The organism is Enterococcus sp. C53 (assembly GCF_040887425.1).
GTDB lineage: Bacteria > Bacillota > Bacilli > Lactobacillales > Enterococcaceae > Enterococcus_B > Enterococcus_B hirae.
The window spans coordinates 405158-425492 of sequence record NZ_JBFOFT010000001.1; the positions used below are offsets into that span (position 1 = coordinate 405158).

Annotated in this window: 17 protein-coding genes; 14 read left to right on the forward strand and 3 right to left on the reverse strand. The window is 38.3% G+C overall.

Annotated features, from left to right (window positions below; translation table 11 throughout):
* The first annotated feature begins 10 nt into the window (after positions 1-10).
* The 10 genes from murG to ileS all read left to right on the forward strand — a co-directional run bounded on the left by murG (position 11) and on the right by ileS (position 11296).
* Complete coding sequence (gene murG / locus AB3I42_RS02035; RefSeq protein ID WP_010738199.1) at positions 11-1093, forward strand: undecaprenyldiphospho-muramoylpentapeptide beta-N-acetylglucosaminyltransferase; 1083 nt, start codon at positions 11-13, stop codon at positions 1091-1093.
* 16 nt (positions 1094-1109) lie between these two features.
* The gene (locus tag AB3I42_RS02040; RefSeq protein ID WP_306690249.1) at positions 1110-2357 is read left to right on the forward strand and encodes a cell division protein FtsQ/DivIB; all 1248 of its coding nucleotides are present in this window, start codon (positions 1110-1112) and stop codon (positions 2355-2357) included.
* A 153-nt stretch (positions 2358-2510) separates the two neighbouring features.
* Positions 2511-3839, forward strand: coding sequence for a cell division protein FtsA (ftsA, locus tag AB3I42_RS02045; RefSeq protein WP_010719776.1), 1329 nt, complete (start codon positions 2511-2513; stop codon positions 3837-3839).
* A 22-nt stretch (positions 3840-3861) separates the two neighbouring features.
* Positions 3862-5106 carry a cell division protein FtsZ gene (gene ftsZ / locus AB3I42_RS02050; RefSeq protein ID WP_010719775.1) on the forward strand — a complete coding sequence of 415 codons (1245 nt, stop codon included), beginning with the start codon at positions 3862-3864 and terminating at the stop codon, positions 5104-5106.
* A gap of 14 nt (positions 5107-5120) precedes the next feature.
* Complete coding sequence (locus AB3I42_RS02055; RefSeq protein WP_010719774.1) at positions 5121-5807, forward strand: YggS family pyridoxal phosphate-dependent enzyme; 687 nt, start codon at positions 5121-5123, stop codon at positions 5805-5807.
* Positions 5807-6403, forward strand: coding sequence for a cell division protein SepF (locus tag AB3I42_RS02060; protein WP_010719773.1), 597 nt, complete (start codon positions 5807-5809; stop codon positions 6401-6403). The genes AB3I42_RS02055 and AB3I42_RS02060 overlap by 1 nt, the downstream gene beginning before the upstream one ends.
* Before the next feature lie 29 nt (positions 6404-6432).
* Complete coding sequence (locus tag AB3I42_RS02065) at positions 6433-6702, forward strand: YggT family protein (RefSeq protein ID WP_034686156.1); 270 nt, start codon at positions 6433-6435, stop codon at positions 6700-6702.
* 35 nt (positions 6703-6737) lie between these two features.
* On the forward strand, positions 6738-7520 hold the full coding sequence (locus AB3I42_RS02070) for an RNA-binding protein (RefSeq protein ID WP_010738197.1): 783 nt from the start codon (positions 6738-6740) through the stop codon (positions 7518-7520).
* Positions 7521-7540: 20 nt separating this feature from the next.
* Positions 7541-8245: a DivIVA domain-containing protein gene (locus AB3I42_RS02075; RefSeq protein WP_010719771.1), complete on the forward strand. Its 705-nt coding sequence runs from the start codon at positions 7541-7543 to the stop codon at positions 8243-8245.
* A gap of 258 nt (positions 8246-8503) precedes the next feature.
* Positions 8504-11296 (forward strand): isoleucine--tRNA ligase, encoded by a 2793-nt coding sequence (gene ileS, locus AB3I42_RS02080; RefSeq protein ID WP_181914593.1) that lies wholly within the window; start codon positions 8504-8506, stop codon positions 11294-11296.
* 219 nt (positions 11297-11515) lie between these two features.
* Here the strand turns inward: ileS and zwf are convergent, their stop codons facing one another.
* The 3 genes from zwf to AB3I42_RS02095 all read right to left on the reverse strand — a co-directional run bounded on the left by zwf (position 11516) and on the right by AB3I42_RS02095 (position 14347).
* Positions 11516-13045, reverse strand: a complete 1530-nt coding sequence (gene zwf, locus AB3I42_RS02085; RefSeq protein WP_034867829.1) for a glucose-6-phosphate dehydrogenase — start codon at positions 13043-13045, stop codon at positions 11516-11518.
* 14 nt (positions 13046-13059) lie between these two features.
* On the reverse strand, positions 13060-13707 hold the full coding sequence (locus AB3I42_RS02090; protein ID WP_010719768.1) for a metal-dependent transcriptional regulator: 648 nt from the start codon (positions 13705-13707) through the stop codon (positions 13060-13062).
* 247 nt (positions 13708-13954) lie between these two features.
* The gene (locus AB3I42_RS02095; protein WP_010738194.1) at positions 13955-14347 is read right to left on the reverse strand and encodes a DUF4828 domain-containing protein; all 393 of its coding nucleotides are present in this window, start codon (positions 14345-14347) and stop codon (positions 13955-13957) included.
* A 161-nt stretch (positions 14348-14508) separates the two neighbouring features.
* Here AB3I42_RS02095 and sfsA point away from each other — a divergent pair, with 161 nt between their 5' ends.
* From sfsA to AB3I42_RS02115, 4 genes are all read left to right on the forward strand, one after another.
* A complete protein-coding gene (gene sfsA, locus AB3I42_RS02100) occupies positions 14509-15237 on the forward strand; it encodes a DNA/RNA nuclease SfsA (RefSeq protein WP_010738193.1) in 729 nt (242 codons plus the stop codon).
* A 16-nt stretch (positions 15238-15253) separates the two neighbouring features.
* Positions 15254-16267, forward strand: coding sequence for a Gfo/Idh/MocA family protein (locus AB3I42_RS02105; RefSeq protein WP_010738192.1), 1014 nt, complete (start codon positions 15254-15256; stop codon positions 16265-16267).
* Position 16268: 1 nt separating this feature from the next.
* Positions 16269-17558: a DEAD/DEAH box helicase gene (locus AB3I42_RS02110; protein WP_010738191.1), complete on the forward strand. Its 1290-nt coding sequence runs from the start codon at positions 16269-16271 to the stop codon at positions 17556-17558.
* Positions 17559-17622: 64 nt separating this feature from the next.
* On the forward strand, positions 17623-20325 hold the full coding sequence (locus tag AB3I42_RS02115; protein ID WP_034867831.1) for a sigma 54-interacting transcriptional regulator: 2703 nt from the start codon (positions 17623-17625) through the stop codon (positions 20323-20325).
* Positions 20326-20335: the final 10 nt, after the last annotated feature.

The following is a 20335-nucleotide window of genomic DNA, read 5'->3' on the forward strand; positions in this document are numbered from 1 at the left end:
GCGAGAATGAATGAAAATTTTGGTTACTGGTGGCGGAACTGGCGGGCATATTTATCCAGCACTAGCCTTCGTCAATTATGTAAAAACAAAAGAGCCGAATACTGAGTTTATGTACGTTGGAGCGCAAAGAGGCTTAGAAAATAAAATTGTTCCTGAGACCGGGATGCCTTTTCGTACGCTAGAAATACAAGGATTTCAGCGGAAACTTTCGCTACATAATCTGAAGACTATCCAACTTTTTTTAAAAAGTATTCGAGAAGCAAAAAAAATTTTAAAAGAATTTAAACCAGATGTGGTGATTGGGACTGGGGGCTACGTGTCGGGTGCAGTAGTCTATGCGGCATCTAAGTTAGCGATTCCTACGATCATCCATGAACAAAATAGTGTGCCTGGCATCACCAATAAATTTTTAAGTCGCTATGTGGATCGAATCGCACTTTCTTTTGAAGATGCTGCTCCATTTTTTCCTGCAGAAAAATCGTCTTTGATCGGTAATCCTCGGGCGCAAGAAGTTGCGGATATGGATAAATCGAAAATTTTAGCCACTTATGGACTTGATCCAGAGAAAAAAACAGTCTTGATTTTTGGTGGTAGTCAAGGGGCTTTAAAAATCAATCAGGCAGTAACAGAATTTTTAATGTCGTTCGATCAGGAATACCAGGTTCTGTATGCCTCAGGCGAACGCTATTATAAAGATATACAAACGAAAGTTCCTGCTTGTGCCAATGTCAGCATACAGCCTTATATCAATAAAATGGCAGAAGTAATGGCATCAAGCGATCTATTGGTTGGTAGAGCAGGTGCGACTTCGATTGCTGAATTAACAGCTTTAGGTTTGCCAGCTATTCTAATTCCAAGTCCTTATGTGACGAATGACCATCAGACAAAAAATGCAATGAGCTTAGTCAAAAACAATGCAGCGAAGATGATCAAAGATGACGAATTAGATGGACGTTCCCTAAAACAAGCGATTGAAGAGATCATGACTAATGATCAATTACAAAAACAAATGTCTTTAGCTTCTAAACAGCAAGGAATCCCAGACGCATCAGAAAGAATGTACGAGCTAGTAAAATCATTAATTCAAAAATAAAGGTGGTGTGGTCTTAGTGAGTAAGAAAAAAAAGCCAGACAAGCTGCCAAATGAATCTGAGGGTGAACAAAATCTAACTCCTTGGCAAAAGGCCAACCGGAAATATTTGGCAGAACACGAAAAAAAGGAAGAACAAAAAGAAGAGCAAAAAGAAGAAAAAAATGAAAATACAAATGAGCCGGCAGCATCCACTTCCGCTACTAAAGAAGCAGACTCAGCGGAAGGTGAGAAGCAAGAAGCAACCGCTTCTGATCCAATGAAAAAAGGGGACTCTGAGCCATTTGAAAAAATTGAACAACCAAAAATTGGTAGTCCTTATAATGGCTCTTTTTTAAATCGGCTACCGAATCTGAAAAATCAACGAAATAAAGTTCTTTATCGAAGACTGACTTTTATTATTTCAATCCTAACGATCCCACTGATTTTTTTGATTTATTATGTTTCCCCTTATAGTCGACTGCAAGGGATAACAGTTTCAGGGAACCAAATGATTACGAGTCAAATAGCCATTGCCGACTCTCATTTGGCAATTGATGGAAATGTTTGGAGTCAGTATTTCCATAAAAACCAATATCTTGATACATTGAAAAAAGAACAACCAAGAGTAGAGAGCGCACAATTGCATTTTAAGTCAATCAATACTTTTGAGTTGGCTATCAAAGAATACAAAGAGATTGCTTTAGTGATGAAGGACGGCGAATATTTTCCTGTAATCGAAAATGGAAAAGTCTTAAAGGAAAAAGTAGCAAATCCGACTAAGAATTTACCAATTCTAGAGAATTTCACAGATAACGCCAAAATTAGTCAATTGGTTAAAGAATATAATCAATTAACTTCAGAATTACAAAAAGCAATTTCAGAAATCAAATATACACCAAAAGAGAGCAATAAAAATTTGATCCAACTAAATATGAATGATGGGAACCAAGTGATCGTCAATATTCAAAATCTAGCCAGTCAAATGAAATATTATCCACAAGTCGCTAAAGAGATGAAGGAAAAGGGCGTCATTGATATGGAGGTAGGGATTTTCTCTTATCCTTACAGTGAAAGCAAGAAGGAGAATGGCGAAGCAACAGATTCATCTGTGCAGACAAGTTCTACCGAAAATCTCACAGGACAATCGGGAGCATCAAGTGATCAGTCAGACCAATCTTCGGAATCAGTTGAGTCAAATCAAGCAGGTCAGTCAGAGAATACAAGTGAATCTAGCCAAATCGATGACAATTCAAGTTCATCGTCTTCAGATTTAACCGAAAATTAATAAAACAGTTTTAAAAAGTGATAATCTACTTTCTAAAAACCGGTAATTTATGGTAGAATTGAAGGCAGTGAATATATCTATTAAAGTATATTTAAAAACGGACGTTAGTTGTTCGCTTGTATATGGAATAGTAAGTAGGAGGGAATCCCGTTCATGGCAAAAACAGGAATGTATGTAGGCCTTGATATTGGAACGACATCTGTCAAAGTTGTCGTGGCTGAATATATCGACAGCCAAATGAATATTATTGGAGTAGGAAACGCAAAATCAGAAGGGATTAACCGCGGCATTATCGTTGATATCGATAAAACGGTCCAAGCGATACAACGAGCAGTAAGACAAGCAGAAGAAAAAGCAGGGATACAGATCAAAGGGGTTAGTGTTGGTCTACCAGCAAACTTGCTTGAAGTGGAAAATTGCCAAGGAATGATTGCAGTAAACGGGGATTCGAAAGAAATCACCGATGAAGATGTCAGAAACGTGGCTTCAGCTGCCCTTGTTCGTTCAATTCCTCCTGAACGTCAAATCGTATCAATTTTGCCACAAGACTTTACCGTTGATGGATTCGAAGGAATCAAAGATCCTCGTGGAATGATCGGTGTCAGATTAGAAATGTATGGCTTGTTATTTACTGGGCCAAAGACGATTGTTCATAATATCCGTAAATGTGTAGAAAATGCAGGATTGGTTGTCAATGAATTAGTCATTACACCATTAGCTTTAACAGAAACAATCCTTTCAGATGGAGAAAAAGATTTTGGAACGATCGTGATTGATATGGGCGGTGGACAAACGACAACAGCTGTTATGCATGACAAACAATTGAAGTTCACTAGTCTAGATCAAGAAGGTGGCGAGTTCGTCACAAAAGATATCTCGATTGTGTTGAATACGTCATTCAATAATGCTGAAGCGTTAAAAATCAATTATGGGGATGCTTATCCAGAACGTACTTCTGCAAATGAAGAGTTTCCAGTAGATGTGATCGGTCAATCTGAACCTGTTAAAGTGGATGAACGCTATTTATCAGAAGTGATTTCAGCCCGTATGGAACAGATTTTCAATAAAGCCAAAGAAGCGTTAGACCAAATCGAAGCACTAGAGTTACCTGGTGGTATCGTACTAACTGGTGGTGCTGCAAGCCTTCCAGGTGTTGTTGATCTGGCACAAGAGATTTTTGGTGTGAATGTTAAGCTATATGTACCTAACCAAATGGGACTTCGTAATCCAGTCTTTACTAATGTGATCAGCATCGTGGATTACTCAGCTAACTTGAGTGAAGTCTATCAATTGGCTAAAATTGCTGTGACAGGTGAAACAGTGGTCGCGCATCACACAACTGTAGAACAAGAAGTGACATCATATGATAATGATAGCTATGATGTTCCAGAAGAAACGGTCTACGACGAACCTGAACAAAAGAAATCAGACGAAGATGTAACAACTAAAATTAAAGGTTTCTTTTCAAAAATTTTTGATTAATTCATCCTGGGAGGAATAAAATATGGAATTCTCAATTGATAATAATATCAATGACGGCGCAGTAATCAAAGTCATCGGTGTCGGTGGCGGCGGTGGAAATGCTGTTAACCGTATGATTGAAGAAAATGTAAAAGGTGTTGAGTTCATCACTGCCAACACAGATGTCCAAGCATTGAAAAATTCAAAAGCTGAAACAGTTATCCAATTAGGACCTAAATATACACGCGGACTAGGCGCAGGCTCTCAACCAGAAGTTGGTCAAAAAGCTGCCGAAGAAAGTGAACAAGCTTTACGCGAAGCCTTAGATGGCGCTGACATGATTTTCATTACTGCAGGTATGGGAGGCGGAACTGGTACAGGTGCTGCTCCAATCGTAGCAGGAATTGCTAAAGAACTTGGTGCTTTGACTGTCGGTGTCGTAACTCGACCATTCACTTTTGAAGGACCAAAACGTGGCAGATTTGCTGCTGAAGGTATCGCACGTTTGAAAGAAAACGTCGATACATTATTAATTATCTCAAACAACCGTCTTCTTGAAGTAGTTGACAAGAAAACACCAATGTTAGAAGCTTTCCGTGAAGCTGATAATGTATTACGTCAAGGGGTTCAAGGGATCTCAGATTTGATTACAGCCCCAGGTTACGTTAACCTTGACTTTGCTGATGTGAAAACTGTTATGGAAAACCAAGGAACAGCGTTAATGGGTATCGGTGTAGCAAGCGGTGAAGAACGTGTGATCGAAGCGACGAAGAAAGCTATTTCTTCTCCACTTCTTGAAACATCAATCGATGGAGCTGAGCAAGTCTTGCTTAACATCACTGGTGGATTAGACATGACTTTATTTGAAGCTCAAGATGCTTCAGATATCGTAGCAAATGCTGCTACAGGCGATGTTAACATCATTCTAGGTACATCAATCAATGAAGAAATGGGCGATGAAATCCGTGTAACGGTTATTGCAACGGGTATCGACGAATCAAAAAAGGAACGCAAGTCTAGTCGTCCGGCTAGACAAACACAAATGCAATCATCTACTCAAAAAACAGTTTTAGATATGGATCAAGCAAAACCAATCTCTGCTGAAGAAGAAAATAGCAGTTTTGGTGACTGGGACATCAGACGTGAACAAAATGTCCGTCCTAGAGTTGAAGAAACGAATTTTGAACCTATCGAAAAAAAAGAATTTGATACATTCAATCGTGAAGAAACAAAAGCAAAAGGTGACGATGAATTAAGTACACCACCATTTTTCCGTCGTAAAAAATAAAGGAGGAAGAGCACATGATTGCTGACAACTTGCTAAAAATCGAGCAAGAGATTCAGGACTCGTGTGCTCTTGTTCATCGTGATCCGAAAGAAGTCACACTAGTCGCTGTCACCAAATCAGTGGATTCTGCTACGGCAGAAAAATTGATTGAACAGGGTGTAAAAAACTGCGCAGAAAACCGCGTAGATAAATTGTTACAAAAAAAACAAGATTTAGTTAATTATCCTGATGTAAAGTGGCATTTAATTGGTAATTTGCAGCGTAGAAAGGTAAAATTGATTATAAATGAAATTGATTGCTTTCACGCATTAGACAGTTTGAAATTAGCAGAAGAAATACAAAAAAGGGCAACAAAACCCCTCGATTGTTTTGTGGAAGTGAATGTATCTGGTGAAGCATCCAAACATGGTTTTTCGCCAGAAGAGCTGGTTCCTTTTATCGAATCTTTAGTTGCTTTGTCTAAAATAAAGGTTGTTGGTTTAATGACGATGGCACCTAAAGAGGCTTCTGCTAAACAAATTCGCAAAGTATTTGGAACGCTGAAAGAATTGCGTGATCTTGTTCATTCGAAAGGTTTTTCGCATGCACCATGTACGGAATTAAGCATGGGAATGAGTCAGGACTTTCAACTGGCAATCGAAGAAGGTGCCACATTCATCCGTGTAGGAACAGCGCTATTCAAAGACGAGGAGGAACAATAATGCCACTTTTAAATAGAGGTGCGATTGCTAATTTTTTCGGATTAGCTGATGAGGAAGAGTACGAGGAGTATCCTGAAACATCTAAGCCGGCTGTAGCACAGCCTACAACAAAAAAGAAACCAATACAGCCAACACAATCTCAAATGAGCCAGCCAAGAGCTGTCTCAAAGCCACGTGCGCAACAAACAACACGTCCTGTTGCTCGTGAAAGTGTAGCGGCAAATGAAACAAAAAAAGTGATTGAATTACATCAAACACCAGCTAAAAAAACACGTAAAGAAGAAACAGCAAAAACTTCTTTTACACCTAAAACAAATTTAGCTGGAAAAATTACGGTCATGGAACCACGAGCTTATTCTGAAGCAATGGCTATTGCTAAACGAATCATTGCTGGTGAAGCAACATTAGTAAATTTCCATTTAGTAGAAGAAAAACAAGCGAGAAGAATCGTTGATTTTTTAACTGGCACTGTCTATGCATTAGATGGTGACATTAAGCGAGTAGGTGACGAGATTTTTCTATGCACGCCAACTGGAATGGAAATCGATAGTTCAACAGCACAATCTTTTGCAGACGTGAACCTATTTGACCTATAAGAGGAGGAACGACAATTTATATTATTTTTATATTACTTAATCTGCTGGGACGAGCAGCCTACTTTTACAGTCTTTTGTTAATGGTTTATGCACTTTTATCCTGGTTTCCAGGAGGATATCAATCAGGGATTGGTCGCTTTTTAGCAAAAATCTGTGAACCGTATATCCAGTTATTTGATCGGCTTCCACTTCGATTTGGTGGAATTGATTTTACGATTCTAGCTGCGATCTTGATTTTAAACTTAGCAGTACAAGGTCTTCAACATATCGTTTTATGGATAGTCATGGCAATTTATTAAAACGATCAAAGGAGTAGCTGATAGGAGGGGAAAATATGGACGCAAATGTTTATCAGCATTTCCGTGCAGATGAACGTTCTTTCATCGATTCAGTAGGTGATTGGATCGAACAGGTACAAGGGCAATATGCACCTTATCTTACTGACTTTCTTGATCCAAGACAATCCTATATACTAGAGACGCTGATCCGTCAAGATAGTGAATTACACTTTTCATTTTATGGCGGTTATGAGCAAGCAGAACGGAAGCGATGTTTGATTTTTCCTGACTATTATGAGCCTACTGACGAAGATTTTGAGGTGTCACTTTATGAAATCCATTATCCGAGTAAGTTTGCTAGTTTGACTCATGGAAAAGTATTAGGTACATTGGTTGGTACAGGTATCAAACGAGCTTACTTTGGTGATATCATTTCTGATGGTGATCGTTGGCAAGTGTTCATTGCAAGAGAAGTTGAACAGTTTGTAGCAACGCAAGTAACAAAAATCGGCAAAGTCTCTGTTCGGATGGAGCCAATCAAGTATACGGAATTACTTGTGCCAAAAGATGGTTGGACACAAGAAAGAGGTACAGTGACTTCATTGAGACTAGACAGCGTGATCTCGGAGATTTATAATATTTCCAGACAGCGTTCGAAGCAGCTGATTGAGTCTGGAAAAGTAAAAGTAAATTGGACAGAAAATACACGCCCTGATTTTTTACTTGAGTTATTAGATATCGTTTCGATCAGAGGATTTGGTCGAATCCAAATTCAAGAACTTGAAGGAAAAACTAAAAAAGAAAAATACAGGGTATTATTTGGTGTATTACGTAAATAAAACAAAAAGGTGGTTTACACATGGCTTTAACTCCATTAGATATCCAAAACAAAACATTCCCCACAAAAATGCGGGGATACAATCAAGACGAAGTAGATGATTTCTTAGATTTAGTTGTTCGTGACTATGAAGAAATCACGCAACGAAACCGTGAACTTGAAAAAGCAGTGAAACATTCAGAAGAAAAATTAGAATATTTCAATGAACTAAAAGATGCATTGAATCAGTCAATCATCGTGGCACAAGACACAGCGGATAAAGTTAAAACAAGTGCAAGTAAAGAGTCCGAAGTAATCGTGACATCTGCTCAAAACAAAGCGGATGAATTAGTGGCTACGGCTGAAAAACGTGCGCACCAATTAACGACAGATGCGGAAGAAAAAGCAAGACAAATCCTAACAGATGCAACTGAAAAAGCAAAACAGCTAGCAGTTGAAACAGAAGACTTAAAGAAAAAAACACGAGTTTTCCACCAACGAATCAGCTTGATGTTAGAATCTCAATTAGAACAAGTAAAAAGTCCAGAATGGGATGAAATTTTACAACCTTTCTCAAGCTATGTGTCAGATAGTCATGAAGTGATCAAAGAAGTTTTAGCAAAACAACTTGACAATGAAAATCAAACTGATGTAAACTCAGACACAGGCATCATGGAAGCACCAATGACTGCATTTGATACACAGGCGATCGATATTTCGATCATTCCTGGTGATGACGAAGAGTAGAACAGAAAAGCATTTTGTCATTCTTTTCAGCGAGCCGATGATAGTGGAAGTTCGGCAAGACCCTGCAAAGTGAAAGATCCTCTACGAAAATTGTTTCTGAAATAGGAGTAAGAAACAACGGTTGACCTCGTTATTGGTTTTTAAGAGTTACATGATCATGTAACTGAATTTGGGTGGTACCACGGCATGTTCGTCCCTTTGGATGAACATGCTTTTTTGTGTTCTTTAAAATGATGAAAGAAGGAGCGTAACTGGTTTATGAAAATGAAAGAAACCTTACAACTAGGTAAAACAAAATTCCCAATGCGTGGTAATTTGCCTAATCGTGAAGCGGATTGGCAAAAAGAATGGGAAGAAAATAAAATTTATCAAAAAAGACAAGAATTAAATGAAGGAAAGCCAAGTTTCATCTTACATGATGGACCTCCTTATGCAAATGGAAATATCCATTTAGGACATTCATTAAATAAAATCAGTAAAGATATCATTATCCGTTCAAAATCAATGTCAGGATTTCGTGCACCTTATGTTCCAGGTTGGGATACTCACGGTTTACCGATTGAACAAGTATTAGCCAATAAAGGGATCAAACGAAAAGAAATGACAATGTCAGAGTACTTAGAAAAATGTCGTGAATATGCCCTTTCACAAGTCGACAAACAACGAGAAGATTTCAAACGACTAGGAGTGGCAGGCGATTGGGAGCATCCATATGTCACGTTGGATCCTTCTTACGAAGCGGCACAAATCCGTGTTTTCGGTAAAATGGCTGAAAAAGGCTATATCTATAAAGGATTGAAACCAATCTATTGGTCTCCGTCAAGTGAATCTTCACTTGCTGAAGCAGAAATCGAATATAAAGATGTGAAGTCTCCTTCTATCTTTGTGGCTTTCAATGTGAAAGATGGCAAAGGGTTGTTAGATGAAGATACAGCTTTCGTTATTTGGACAACTACGCCATGGACATTACCAGCAAACCAAGGGATTGCAGTAAATCCAACTTATACGTACGTTTTAATCGAAGCAGATGGACGTAAATTTGTCGTTGCAAAAGATTTATTAGAAAAGGTTCAAACTGAAATCGGTTGGTCTGATGTTCAGGTGTTGAAAGAGATTGCTGGTCAGGAAATGGAATACATGACTGCTTGGCATCCGTTTTATGAGCGGGAATCATTAGTCATCTTAGGTGACCATGTAACTTTAGACGCTGGTACTGGATTAGTCCATACAGCACCAGGTCACGGGGAAGATGACTATATTGCAGGAAACAGATATAAATTGCCAGTAGTTTCTCCAGTGGATTCAAAAGGGGTTTATACAGAAGAAGCACCAGGATTTGAAGGGGTCTTTTACGACAAAGCGAATCCAATGATTACTGATTTGTTACAAGAAAAAGGTGCTTTATTAAAACTTGACTTCTTTACGCATAGTTATCCTCATGACTGGCGTACGAAAAAACCTGTGATTTATCGTGCTACACCACAATGGTTTGCATCAATCGACGATTTCCGACAAAATATTTTAGAGGAAGTAGAGAAAGTAGATTGGATTATTCCTTGGGGGAAAACACGTCTTTATAATATGATCCGTGATCGTGGCGACTGGGTTATTTCACGTCAACGTGCATGGGGTGTGCCATTGCCAATCTTTTACGCTGAAAATGGGGAAGCAATCATTACGCCGGAAACGATTGAACACGTAGCGCAATTGTTTGCTGAACATGGTTCAATCATTTGGTTTGAGAAAGAAGCGAAAGATCTTCTTCCAGAAGGCTTTACGCATCCAGGATCACCGAATGGACAGTTTACGAAAGAAACAGATATCATGGATGTTTGGTTTGATTCAGGTTCTTCTCACGAAGCAGTCTTGCGTCAACGTCCAGAACTATCATTCCCAGCTGATATGTATTTAGAAGGTTCTGATCAATACCGTGGCTGGTTCAATTCAAGTATTACTACAAGTGTGGCAATCAATGGGGTTGCACCGTATAAATCTGTCCTTTCTCAAGGGTTCACTCTGGATGGCGAAGGGCGTAAGATGAGTAAGTCGTTAGGTAACACGATCTTGCCAGATAAAGTGATCAAACAATTTGGCGCGGATATCTTACGTTTGTGGGTAGCTAGTGTGGATTATGAAGCAGATGTACGTGTATCCATGGATATTTTAAGCCAAGTAGCAGAAGTTTACCGCAAAATCAGAAATACGATGCGCTTCTTGATTGCAAATACTGAAGACTTCGATCCACAAAAAGATACGATTTCATTTGAAGAATTACGTTCTGTAGATAAATATATGACTATCCGATTGAACGAAGTGATTAAAGAAATTCGTGAAGAAGGATATGAGAAATATAACTTCATGCACATCTATCGTACCGTAATGAACTTTTTAACAGTAGATCTATCTGCGTTCTATCTGGATTTTGCTAAAGATGTTGTTTATATCGAATCAGAAAGTGATTACCAACGCCGTTGTATGCAAACTGTGTTTTATCAAACAGCAGTAGCTTTAACAAAATTATTAACACCGATTATTCCACATACTGCAGAAGAAATTTGGTCTTTCTTAAAAGAAGAAGAAGAGTTTGTTCAATTAAGTGAACTTCCAGGTTACCAAGAGTATCCAAATCAAGAAGAATTGATGGATACTTGGGCAGCATTTATGGACTTCCGTGATAAAGTGTTAAAAGCTTTAGAAGAAGCACGAAACAATAAATTGATCGGTAAATCTTTGGAAGCGAAGTTAACGATCTATCCAAATGAACAAGTTCGTGGATTGCTGACAGCTGTGGATGCGGATATTCCACAATTGTTGATCGTGTCACCAGATTACTATGAAGTGATGTCAGCTAACGCAGAAGTACCAGAAGCTGCGGTGAAATTTGATGACGTAGCCATTTTAGTAGAAAAAGCTGACGGACAAACATGCGATCGTTGTCGTCAAATCCGCAAAGACGTAGGCGTTGATGAAAAATTACCACACTTATGTGGACGCTGTGCGCACATCGTTGAAGAAAACTATCCAGAAGCAGTGGCAGAAGGATTTGAATAAAAATTTGGTCATGTTTGGTGACTAAAGGAAAGTTATCTAAAAAACATCAAAGTTAGTAAGAGTTACTAGCTTTGATGTTTTTCGTTTTAATAGAGTGATTTCATTATCCATATAGAGCCGAGAGGAGCCAAAAAGTCTGGGATATTAATCAGAACATAACTGATTAATATCCCAGACTCTTAATATTAGTAAATTTTTACTTTTAAACGTTATACACAGCTAGTCTTCTAGCTTTCCACGATCACGGTACCAGTCATCTGGTTGCCAGATCCATTCAAACCCATCTTTTTCCAGCAATTCAAATGCAGCTTCTGGTCCCATTGTTCCAGCTTTATAATTAGGGAAGTCAGGTTCCACTTGATCCCAAGCTTTACGAATGACATCGACGATATGCCAAGATTGAGCAACTTCTTCCCAATGTGAAAAGTTTGTACCATCACCTTTTAAAGCATCTAAAAGCAGCTTCTCATAAGCTTCAGGACTGTTTTCAACCATTTCAGCGCTATTGCGGTACTCTAATCTTCTAAATTCAGTGTTAAACCCTTGTCCAACCTCTTTTCCATTTAATGTTAAAGAGAAACCTTCCGTTGGTTGGATATAAATCGTTAAAACATTTGGTGGTAATGTCCTATCTTCACAAGGTTCATCTTCGACCGAAGTTTTAAAAACATTGACTGGGACTTGTTTAAAGACGATATTGATCCGAGTTCCTTTTTCTGTCAAACGTTTCCCAGTGCGCACATAAAAGGGAACACCTGACCAGCGGAAATTGTCAATGACAAACTTCCCAGCTACAAAAGTTTCGGTAGTAGATTCAGGATCTACTTTATCTTCTTCACGATAGCCTTTAAATGTATTACCATCTAACTCACCAGGTGCATATTGCCCACGGATAAAGTTTTTTAATGCTTCAGATTTTTCATAGATTCGCACAGCTTTCAGTGCCTTGATTTTTTCTGCACGAATTTCTTTTTCAGAAAAGGCGACAGGAGGTTCCATCGCTAAAAGTGCTAGTACTTGTAGAATGTGGTTTTGGACCATATCTTTTAAAGCACCACTGTGATCATAGTAGCCACCACGATCTTCAACACCTAAAGCTTCACCGAATGTAATCTGAATATTATCGATATAGCGATTGTTCCATTGTGATTCAAAAATGTTATTAGCAAAACGAATTGCTGAGATATTTTGGATCATTTCTTTACCTAAATAATGATCAATCCTAAAGATATCTTGTTCAGGGAAGACTTGACGGATCTTTTCATTCAGCTCGAATGCAGATTGATAATCTGAACCAAATGGTTTTTCGATGATCAAGCGATTATAACCATTTTCAGTAACGATATGTTGCGATTTAAGATGAGAAACGATCGTACCGAAAAATTCTGGAGACATGGCTAAATAATAGATGCGATTGCCAGCTAATTGGTAGGTTTCATCTAAGCGGTCAGCTAGGTCTTTTAAAGTATTGTAGTGGGTAGAATCATTTACATCATGTGATTGATAGTAGAAATGACTAGCAAATTCTTTTGCTTCTTCTTCAGTCGGATTCAAGGACTGGATCGTCGAAGCGACCACTTCACGATAATGCTCATCGCTCCAAGGTCTACGAGCAGTACCGATTACTGCAAAATGTTTTCCTAGATTTCCTTTTTTATAAAGGCGGAACAAGGAAGGATACAATTTGCGTTGTGCTAAATCACCTGTACCACCAAAGATTGTAAATAAGACATTTTTTTCATTAGCCATATGGGTGTACTCCTTTATAATTTGTCGACAAAAATCGTACTGGCTGCTTTAAAGCTGACAGGGATTTTCTTTTGTTGATTTTGGATTGTGATCGGTCCTTCATAAGCGGCAACATCTACAATCTCGTATTCTTCATCAATGTTTAAGTCAATCGTCACAAGATAGTCCAATAGTTCTTTTTCATCCAACACTCGAGCGATGCGAACTTTAGAACCAACTGGATAAGACTCTAATGTTTGTCTACGTTCTTCATGAACCACTTGTTCTTTTTTAGGAATAATTCCACCATGTGGACAGTGCATAGGATGATTCAAATAGTCTTCTAAATGGTCAGCAAGTTGTTCTGAAGTCACATGTTCCAACACTTCAGCATCATCATGGACTTCGTTCCAGCTATAATCTAAATGTTCGACTAAAAAAACTTCCCATAAACGATGTTTGCGAATCAAACTACTTGCCTTTTGTAAGCCAGTCTCCGTAAGTTGAACTCCTTGATAAGGAGAATGCTCAACGAGTTGTTCTTTCACAAGTTTGGAAATCATTTCGCTAACAGAAGCTGGGGACACAGCAAGACTGGAAACGATTTGTTTATTATTTACTTTTGTCGTGTCTCCGCCTAATTCCAAAATGATTTTCAAGTAATCTTCTCGATTTGGTGTCATGTTTAATCATCCTTTCATGGTATGAAACCATCATTAGTAAGTTTATCAAAAAAAACATCAAATGACTATTTTTCTAGACAAAAAACGTAAAATAAACGAAGAAATACAGAAAGGTAAATCAATGATGAAGGGAATGAAAAGAGTTTGGGATACAGGACTTGCTCTAAAAGTCGTTCAAGAAGTGGCTCTATCAAAAATAAGTCGAAGAATTCCAAAAACAGGAGGAGATTTTTGGAAATTCTTCGACTTATTTCTCAGAGTTAGCCGCTCTTGTCACACCCTCTTTTGAGGAACTATTTTGTTTTGTCAACGTATAAGAAGTATCGGATGATTCATCATAAAAGGTCGTATCACTGTATGATAGGATCAAATAAAAACCATATTGATCTCGCAAGACGAGTTGCTGTGGAGTTAGTTCGACCAATTCCGTTACTAAGGAGTGACCGTTGATAGATAAATCAAACGTTTCTGTGACCAGTAGTTGTTGTTTTTGTTGATTTTTATCTATAAAGGTCCAGGTTCCATGGTATTGCGTTGGATCAAAGTCTTTGGTGGTTGGCTGTTTCTTTTTCAGAAAGAATTTTCCAAATAAAATAGCAAAAAATGCAAGGATTCCATAAAGTGTTTTTTTACGTATCATACGATTGTCACTCCTAACCTCTTTTAATTCCAACGATCATTTTCTGTCAGTTTCATTGTACCTAAAAAAAATAAAGATTTCTCTAGGACTTTCGACTGGTTTTTCAAGAGTTTTTTGTGAAATTATGGTAGGATACATAGTAGGAAGAAAGGTGACCGTTTTTGAAGTACCAGCAAGTAGAAATCGCTTTTTTTATTGAACGACCGAATCGTTTCATCGCTCATTGCTTGAACCAACAAGGAGAAGTGATCGTAGCCCATGTGAAAAACACTGGAAGAGGTAAAGAAGTCCTGCTTCCAGGAGCGAAAGTAGCGGTTGCATATACACCTAGTATAAAACGGAAAACAGATTATGATTTAATTGCTGTGAAAAAAGGGGATAACTGGTTCAATATCGATAGTCAACTTCCCAACCGTTTGGCATTAGAAGGAATTTTATCTGGAACAATCCAGTTGCCATCGTTGATCGGAAAAATCGTTAAGTTCAAGCGTGAAGTCCGCTATCGACAGTCCATATTTGATATTTATTTAGAAACAGATTCAGGACAAAAAGTGTTCGTCGAAGTAAAGGGAATGACTTTAGAAAATAAAGGAATTGGGGCGTTTCCTGATGCGCCAACGTTACGAGGTTTAAAACATGTGAAAGAATTAGTGGAAGCGCGACAGGAAGGCTATGAAACTTACGTGTTGTTTATCGCACAGTTTGAACACCTTCATCTGGCAACAATCAACGAAGCAATGCAACCGGAGTTAGCCAATATCATACGCTACGGACAGTTAAACGGCGTGAATGTTTTAGCCTATAATTGTCAGGTAACAGCGGATTGTGTCAATTTGAAACAAGCCATACCATTTGATGTAGAGGCATCGTTTGAAGACCCGAATAAATAGAAAGAAGGTAAATGAAATGATCAATTTAGGAATTATTGGTACCAACTGGATCACCCATCAATTTGTGCAAGCAGCATTAAGCACGAAACAATATGAATTAACAGCAGTTTATTCGAGACATTTAGAAAAAGCACAAGAATTTGGCGCCAAGTATGAGGGAGATATTGCCTATGCGACAGATTTAGAAACTTTTTTTGGTCTGGAACATCTTGATACGGTATACATTGCTTCGCCTAACAGCCTGCATTTTCAACAAGCAAAACAAGGCATTTTAGCAGGGAAAAATGTCATTGTTGAAAAACCGGCATTTAGTACGCCTAAAGAAATGGATGAGATCATTCATCTAGCGAATGAGAAAAATGTTTATTTTTTTGAAGCTGCACGAAACATCCATGAAGCAGGATTCAAAAAAATTGCTGATTATCTTCCATTGAAAGATGAGATCCTCGGTGCCAACTTTAGTTATATGAAATATTCTTCTCGTTACGATCAAGTACTAGCAGGAGAAGTACCAAATATTTTCTCTACCCGTTTTTCTGGTGGTGCGCTGATGGATCTGGGCGTTTATCTCGTTTATGCTACGATAGGATGGTTTGGGATGCCTTCAGAAGTTCACTATTTCCCACGAAAGATCTCAACTGGTGTTGATGGATTAGGTTGGGGGATCTTGCGTTATGAGACCTTTGATGTCACGATTCAACCTGGTAAAATCGGGGATTCTTACTTACCTTCAGAAATCTACTTTAATTCAGGAACATTAGTCATGAACGGGGTCAATGCGATTGAAAAAGCAGAGTTCCATGATCGAGAACATCAGGAAATTGATGCATTAGCAATTACCGCAGCTGAAAATCCCATGGCAGAAGAGGCAGCTGATTTTGCCAATGTGATCAATCATCCAAACGATCCAGCTTGGGGATTACGATATGAAGAATGGATCGAACTTGCTCGCAATGTGAACCAAGTAGTTTACGATCTTAGAATAAATGGTGGCATCAAATTTGATGCCGATAATGAGGACGATTTTTAAAATGAATGAATTTGTAAAAAACTTTCCACAAGCTTGGCAAGAAAAATGGCAGGAAAAGGGATTTCAAACACCCTCTCTGATCCAACAGGCTGTTTTTCAACCGCTTAAAGAAAAAGAATCAATTATTGGTATTTCACCAACCGGCTCAGGCAAAACATTAGCTTATCTTTTACCTTTGCTGCTGAATGTCCCTAAAGAGGGGGGAAGTACTTTACTAATCCTTGTTTCTTCACAAGAATTAGCAATTCAAGTCGCAGAAGTGGCTCGTGAGTGGTCAAAAGGATTGGCATTAAAAGTCCAATCACTTGTGGGCGGAGCTAACGTCAAAAGGCAGATCGAAGGTTTGAAAAAACGACCAGAAGTCTTAGTAGGGACTCCTGGACGGGTGCTGGAATTGATGAAGACCAAAAAATTAAAAGCTCATCAGTTGCAAACGATTGTTTTTGATGAAGCAGATCAATTGTTTGATGAGGGGAATCGTTCATTAGTGGAACAAATTTTGCGACAAGCCCCTGTGGACTATCAATTAGTATTCTTCTCAGCAACAGCTGATCGCTCAATCAGTAAAATTGAAGAAATCACAAATGCTTCCATCCCAGTTGTTGATGTCACAAAAGACGATGACTCTAGAAAAGGTCAGCAACATTACTATTTAAGGATACCACCTCGTAAAAAAGAAGAGTATTTGAGACGGCTTGCTTATGTCACAGATTTTCATGGACTAGTCTTTTTCAACCAACTCAATGAATTAGGGACAATGGAAGAAAAATTACAATTTCGTGGTGTTTCAGTTGGCAGCTTAGCTTCCGATCAAAATAAATTGTTACGTAAAGCAGCACTTGATCAATTCAAGGATAAGAAAATCACGATGTTGTTCACGACTGACGTAGCAGCCAGAGGATTAGATATCGAACAATTACCTTATGTTGTGAATGCCGAAATTCCCTTAACGGAAGAAGCTTATCTGCATCGTTCAGGGCGAACCGGACGGATGGGGAAAGACGGAACCGTGATCACGTTTGTGCAAGATCATACAGTTAAAGAGTTGAAAAAATTAACACGTCATATGGCGATTGATATGGAAGAGATTTTTCTTCATGGTGGACAATTAGTCAAAGAATTGCCACAAAAAGAACTCTCACAAAAAGAAGAAGCCAATGACAAAAACACAAAAAAAACTGCTCCATTTGGTCCTTCGAAAAAAGAACAAGTTGAAAAAAATAGTACGCCAAAGAAAAAGCTTAAAAACAAACAAAAAAAGCAGAAAAATAAAGGAGCAAGGCGCAAATAAGCGCCTTTTTGTGTTATTATATTGAAAACGTAATCAGCGTTATTTGAGGATAGTGGGGGATTGTATGAACGAAAGACAAGAAGAAATATTGGATCTATTGCATGAGAAACAGCAAGGATTGACGGCAAGTGATGTGGCAAAACATCTAAAAATCGATCGAAGTAATGCAAGTCGATATCTCAGCGATCTCTATAAAGACCGCTATATTATCAAAAGTTCCGGCAGACCAGTCGTCTATTCATTGCCTCCGCAAAAAACAGCCTCTGACAAAGTTCACGTTGATGCATCGACCCAAGTGACGTTTGATACACTAGTTGGTGAAAATGATTCTTTGAAAGTAAGCATCCAGCAAGCTAAGGCAGCCATATTATATCCTCCTCGAGGATTGCATACAATCATTTTTGGTGAGACAGGAACGGGTAAATCGATGTTTGCAGAATGTATGTATCATTTTGCGATTGATTCTGAAATGCTCTCAGAAGATGCCCCTTTTGTTTCATTTAACTGTGCGGATTATGCGCAGAATCCACAGTTACTGTTTGGACATATTTTTGGAATCAAAAAAGGAGCTTATACTGGGGCATCGCAAGATAGTCAAGGGTTGATTGCGAAAGCGAATGGTGGGATCCTGTTTCTTGATGAAATTCATCGTTTACCACCAGAAGGACAAGAAATGTTGTTTACTTTTATTGATAAAGGGGTCTATCGTCCGTTGGGAGAAAGCGCCCACGTCCATGAAGCATCTGTTCAGATCATTGGAGCAACCACCGAGTCATCCGAAAGTTTTTTGACAACCTTTAATCGCCGAATTCCTATGGCAATCACATTACCAAATCTGGCTTCTCGTTCATTAGATGAACGTTATGAAATCATTTCTTTATTTATCAAACAAGAAGCCAATCGTTTGAATCAACGTATAGATATCGAAAAAGAAGCCATTTTGGCATTTATGCTTTATGATGCAGAAGGAAATATCGGACAAGTCAAGCGTGATTTGAAATTAGTATGTGCGAAGTCATTTTTACATTATCGGACACATAATGAAGAAAAACTGATTATTCGTAAAGAAGAACTGTCTCTCCAAGTACAAAAAGGGTTGTTGAAAATCAAAGAAGTACCTGAACGTTTGGATCGCTTTATGGATAGTAAGAGTCAATACCTGACTTTTGAGCCTGGTTTTGCTGATGTTGTTTGGTCACAAGATCCAGAACGAAACATGCAGGTCTATAATGATATCGAAGAAAAAATGCTTTCTTTATCAGAAACGGGTGTCGAAAGTATTGATTTAGAAACTTTGATCTCGAAAGATGTGGATGCTTATTTCCAAACTTATGTCAAAGAGTTGACAAAGAGTACGATTCCAAAAGATCTGTTGCCAGATGACATTTGGCGATTAACCAACGAGTTATACGATGTTGCAGAAGCTAGGTTGGATCGAATCTACAATGAAAAAGCTCGATTTGCCTTTGCCCTTCATTTGCAAAGTACATTGGATCGGGTCAAAGAAGGACACATGATTGTTCATCCTGATCTCAACAACGTACGCAAAAATTTTAAAAAGGAATTTCAAGTAGCCATTGATTTATCTACGATCATTGAAGAAGAACAACAAATTGAAATTCCGTTTGACGAAATTGGTTTTATCAGTATGTTTCTTTCCATTAATCTTGGCGAAAGTGAACCAGTAAAAGAAAATAAAGTTGAGGTCTTAGTTTTGATGCACGGCAGACAAACCGCCTCAAGTATGTTGGAAATGGCGCAAGAATTATTAGGAACGAAATTAGGTACAGCATTTAATATGCCGTTAGCCATGGAAGTCCAAACGATGTATGAAGAAGTGCTGGCTTATGTTCAAAATCGTCAGGCAAGTCTGACGAATGGATTGATCTTACTGACGGATATGGGTTCTTTAAATACCTTTGGTGACTTGATTTTTGAAGAGACTGGAATCAAAACGAAAGCAATTACAATGAGTAGTACGATGATCGTGATTGAGGCATTACGGATGGCGAATGTTGGGCGGAGCTTGGAAGATATCTATCAAAGTATCCAGATTTCCTTTGAAACGATCGTCAAGGACCAATTCAAAGAAGAACAAACTGAGACCTATGAACGTAAAAAAGCAGTGATCGTTACTTGTTTTACTGGGGAAGGTGTAGCAGCTAAATTATACCAACGGATTGTTCCTGTAATCGACCAGAAAAAGGTCGAAGTGATCCAAATGCAGTTTTTAGAACGAGAATCATTTAAGCGACACATTGATGCATTATTAGAAGAATATGAGATCAAAGCCATTGCGGGCACGGTAGATGTGGATTACCAAAATATTCCGTTTTTCTCAGCGTATGATGTCTTCAACGATGAGAAATTGAATATGCTCAAGCGGATCGCTGATGATGAAGTTCCAACTGCCAAAATCGTTGATTCATTAAAAGATTCTTTAAATTCGATTTCTTCGGTAGAGCTTTTGATCCATTCTTTACAAAAAAACATCCAGCAAATCCAAACGGATCTCTCAATTATAGTAGAGCCAGGAGTAGATATTGGGATCGTGATTCATTTAGCCTTTTTACTGGATGGACTGATCAAGCATGAGAAGACCCGAGAATTTGAGAATCTGTCTACTTTCTCAAAAATTTATCGTTTAGAAATGGACATCGTTCGAACGAATCTTATTGGATTGGAACGGAAATATCAGGTGAATATCCCAGAAAATGAGATTGCCTTCTTAACGCAAATGTTTATTGAAAATAAAATTAAAAAATAAAACACACTAA

Excerpts from the sequence above, each read along its gene's own strand:
- murG (WP_010738199.1), top strand. The coding sequence starts at position 11 with ATGAAAATTTTGGTTACTGGTGGCGGAACTGGCGGGCATATTTATCCA.
- ftsA (WP_010719776.1), top strand. The coding sequence starts at position 2,511 with ATGGCAAAAACAGGAATGTATGTAGGCCTTGATATTGGAACGACATCT.
- ftsZ (WP_010719775.1), top strand. The coding sequence starts at position 3,862 with ATGGAATTCTCAATTGATAATAATATCAATGACGGCGCAGTAATCAAA.
- AB3I42_RS02055 (WP_010719774.1), top strand. The coding sequence starts at position 5,121 with ATGATTGCTGACAACTTGCTAAAAATCGAGCAAGAGATTCAGGACTCG.
- AB3I42_RS02060 (WP_010719773.1), top strand. The coding sequence starts at position 5,807 with ATGCCACTTTTAAATAGAGGTGCGATTGCTAATTTTTTCGGATTAGCT.
- AB3I42_RS02070 (WP_010738197.1), top strand. The coding sequence starts at position 6,738 with ATGGACGCAAATGTTTATCAGCATTTCCGTGCAGATGAACGTTCTTTC.
- AB3I42_RS02075 (WP_010719771.1), top strand. The coding sequence starts at position 7,541 with ATGGCTTTAACTCCATTAGATATCCAAAACAAAACATTCCCCACAAAA.
- ileS (WP_181914593.1), top strand. The coding sequence starts at position 8,504 with ATGAAAATGAAAGAAACCTTACAACTAGGTAAAACAAAATTCCCAATG.
- zwf (WP_034867829.1), bottom strand. The coding sequence starts at position 13,045 with ATGGCTAATGAAAAAAATGTCTTATTTACAATCTTTGGTGGTACAGGT.
- AB3I42_RS02090 (WP_010719768.1), bottom strand. The coding sequence starts at position 13,707 with ATGACACCAAATCGAGAAGATTACTTGAAAATCATTTTGGAATTAGGC.
- AB3I42_RS02095 (WP_010738194.1), bottom strand. The coding sequence starts at position 14,347 with ATGATACGTAAAAAAACACTTTATGGAATCCTTGCATTTTTTGCTATT.
- AB3I42_RS02105 (WP_010738192.1), top strand. The coding sequence starts at position 15,254 with ATGATCAATTTAGGAATTATTGGTACCAACTGGATCACCCATCAATTT.
- AB3I42_RS02110 (WP_010738191.1), top strand. The coding sequence starts at position 16,269 with ATGAATGAATTTGTAAAAAACTTTCCACAAGCTTGGCAAGAAAAATGG.
- AB3I42_RS02115 (WP_034867831.1), top strand. The coding sequence starts at position 17,623 with ATGAACGAAAGACAAGAAGAAATATTGGATCTATTGCATGAGAAACAG.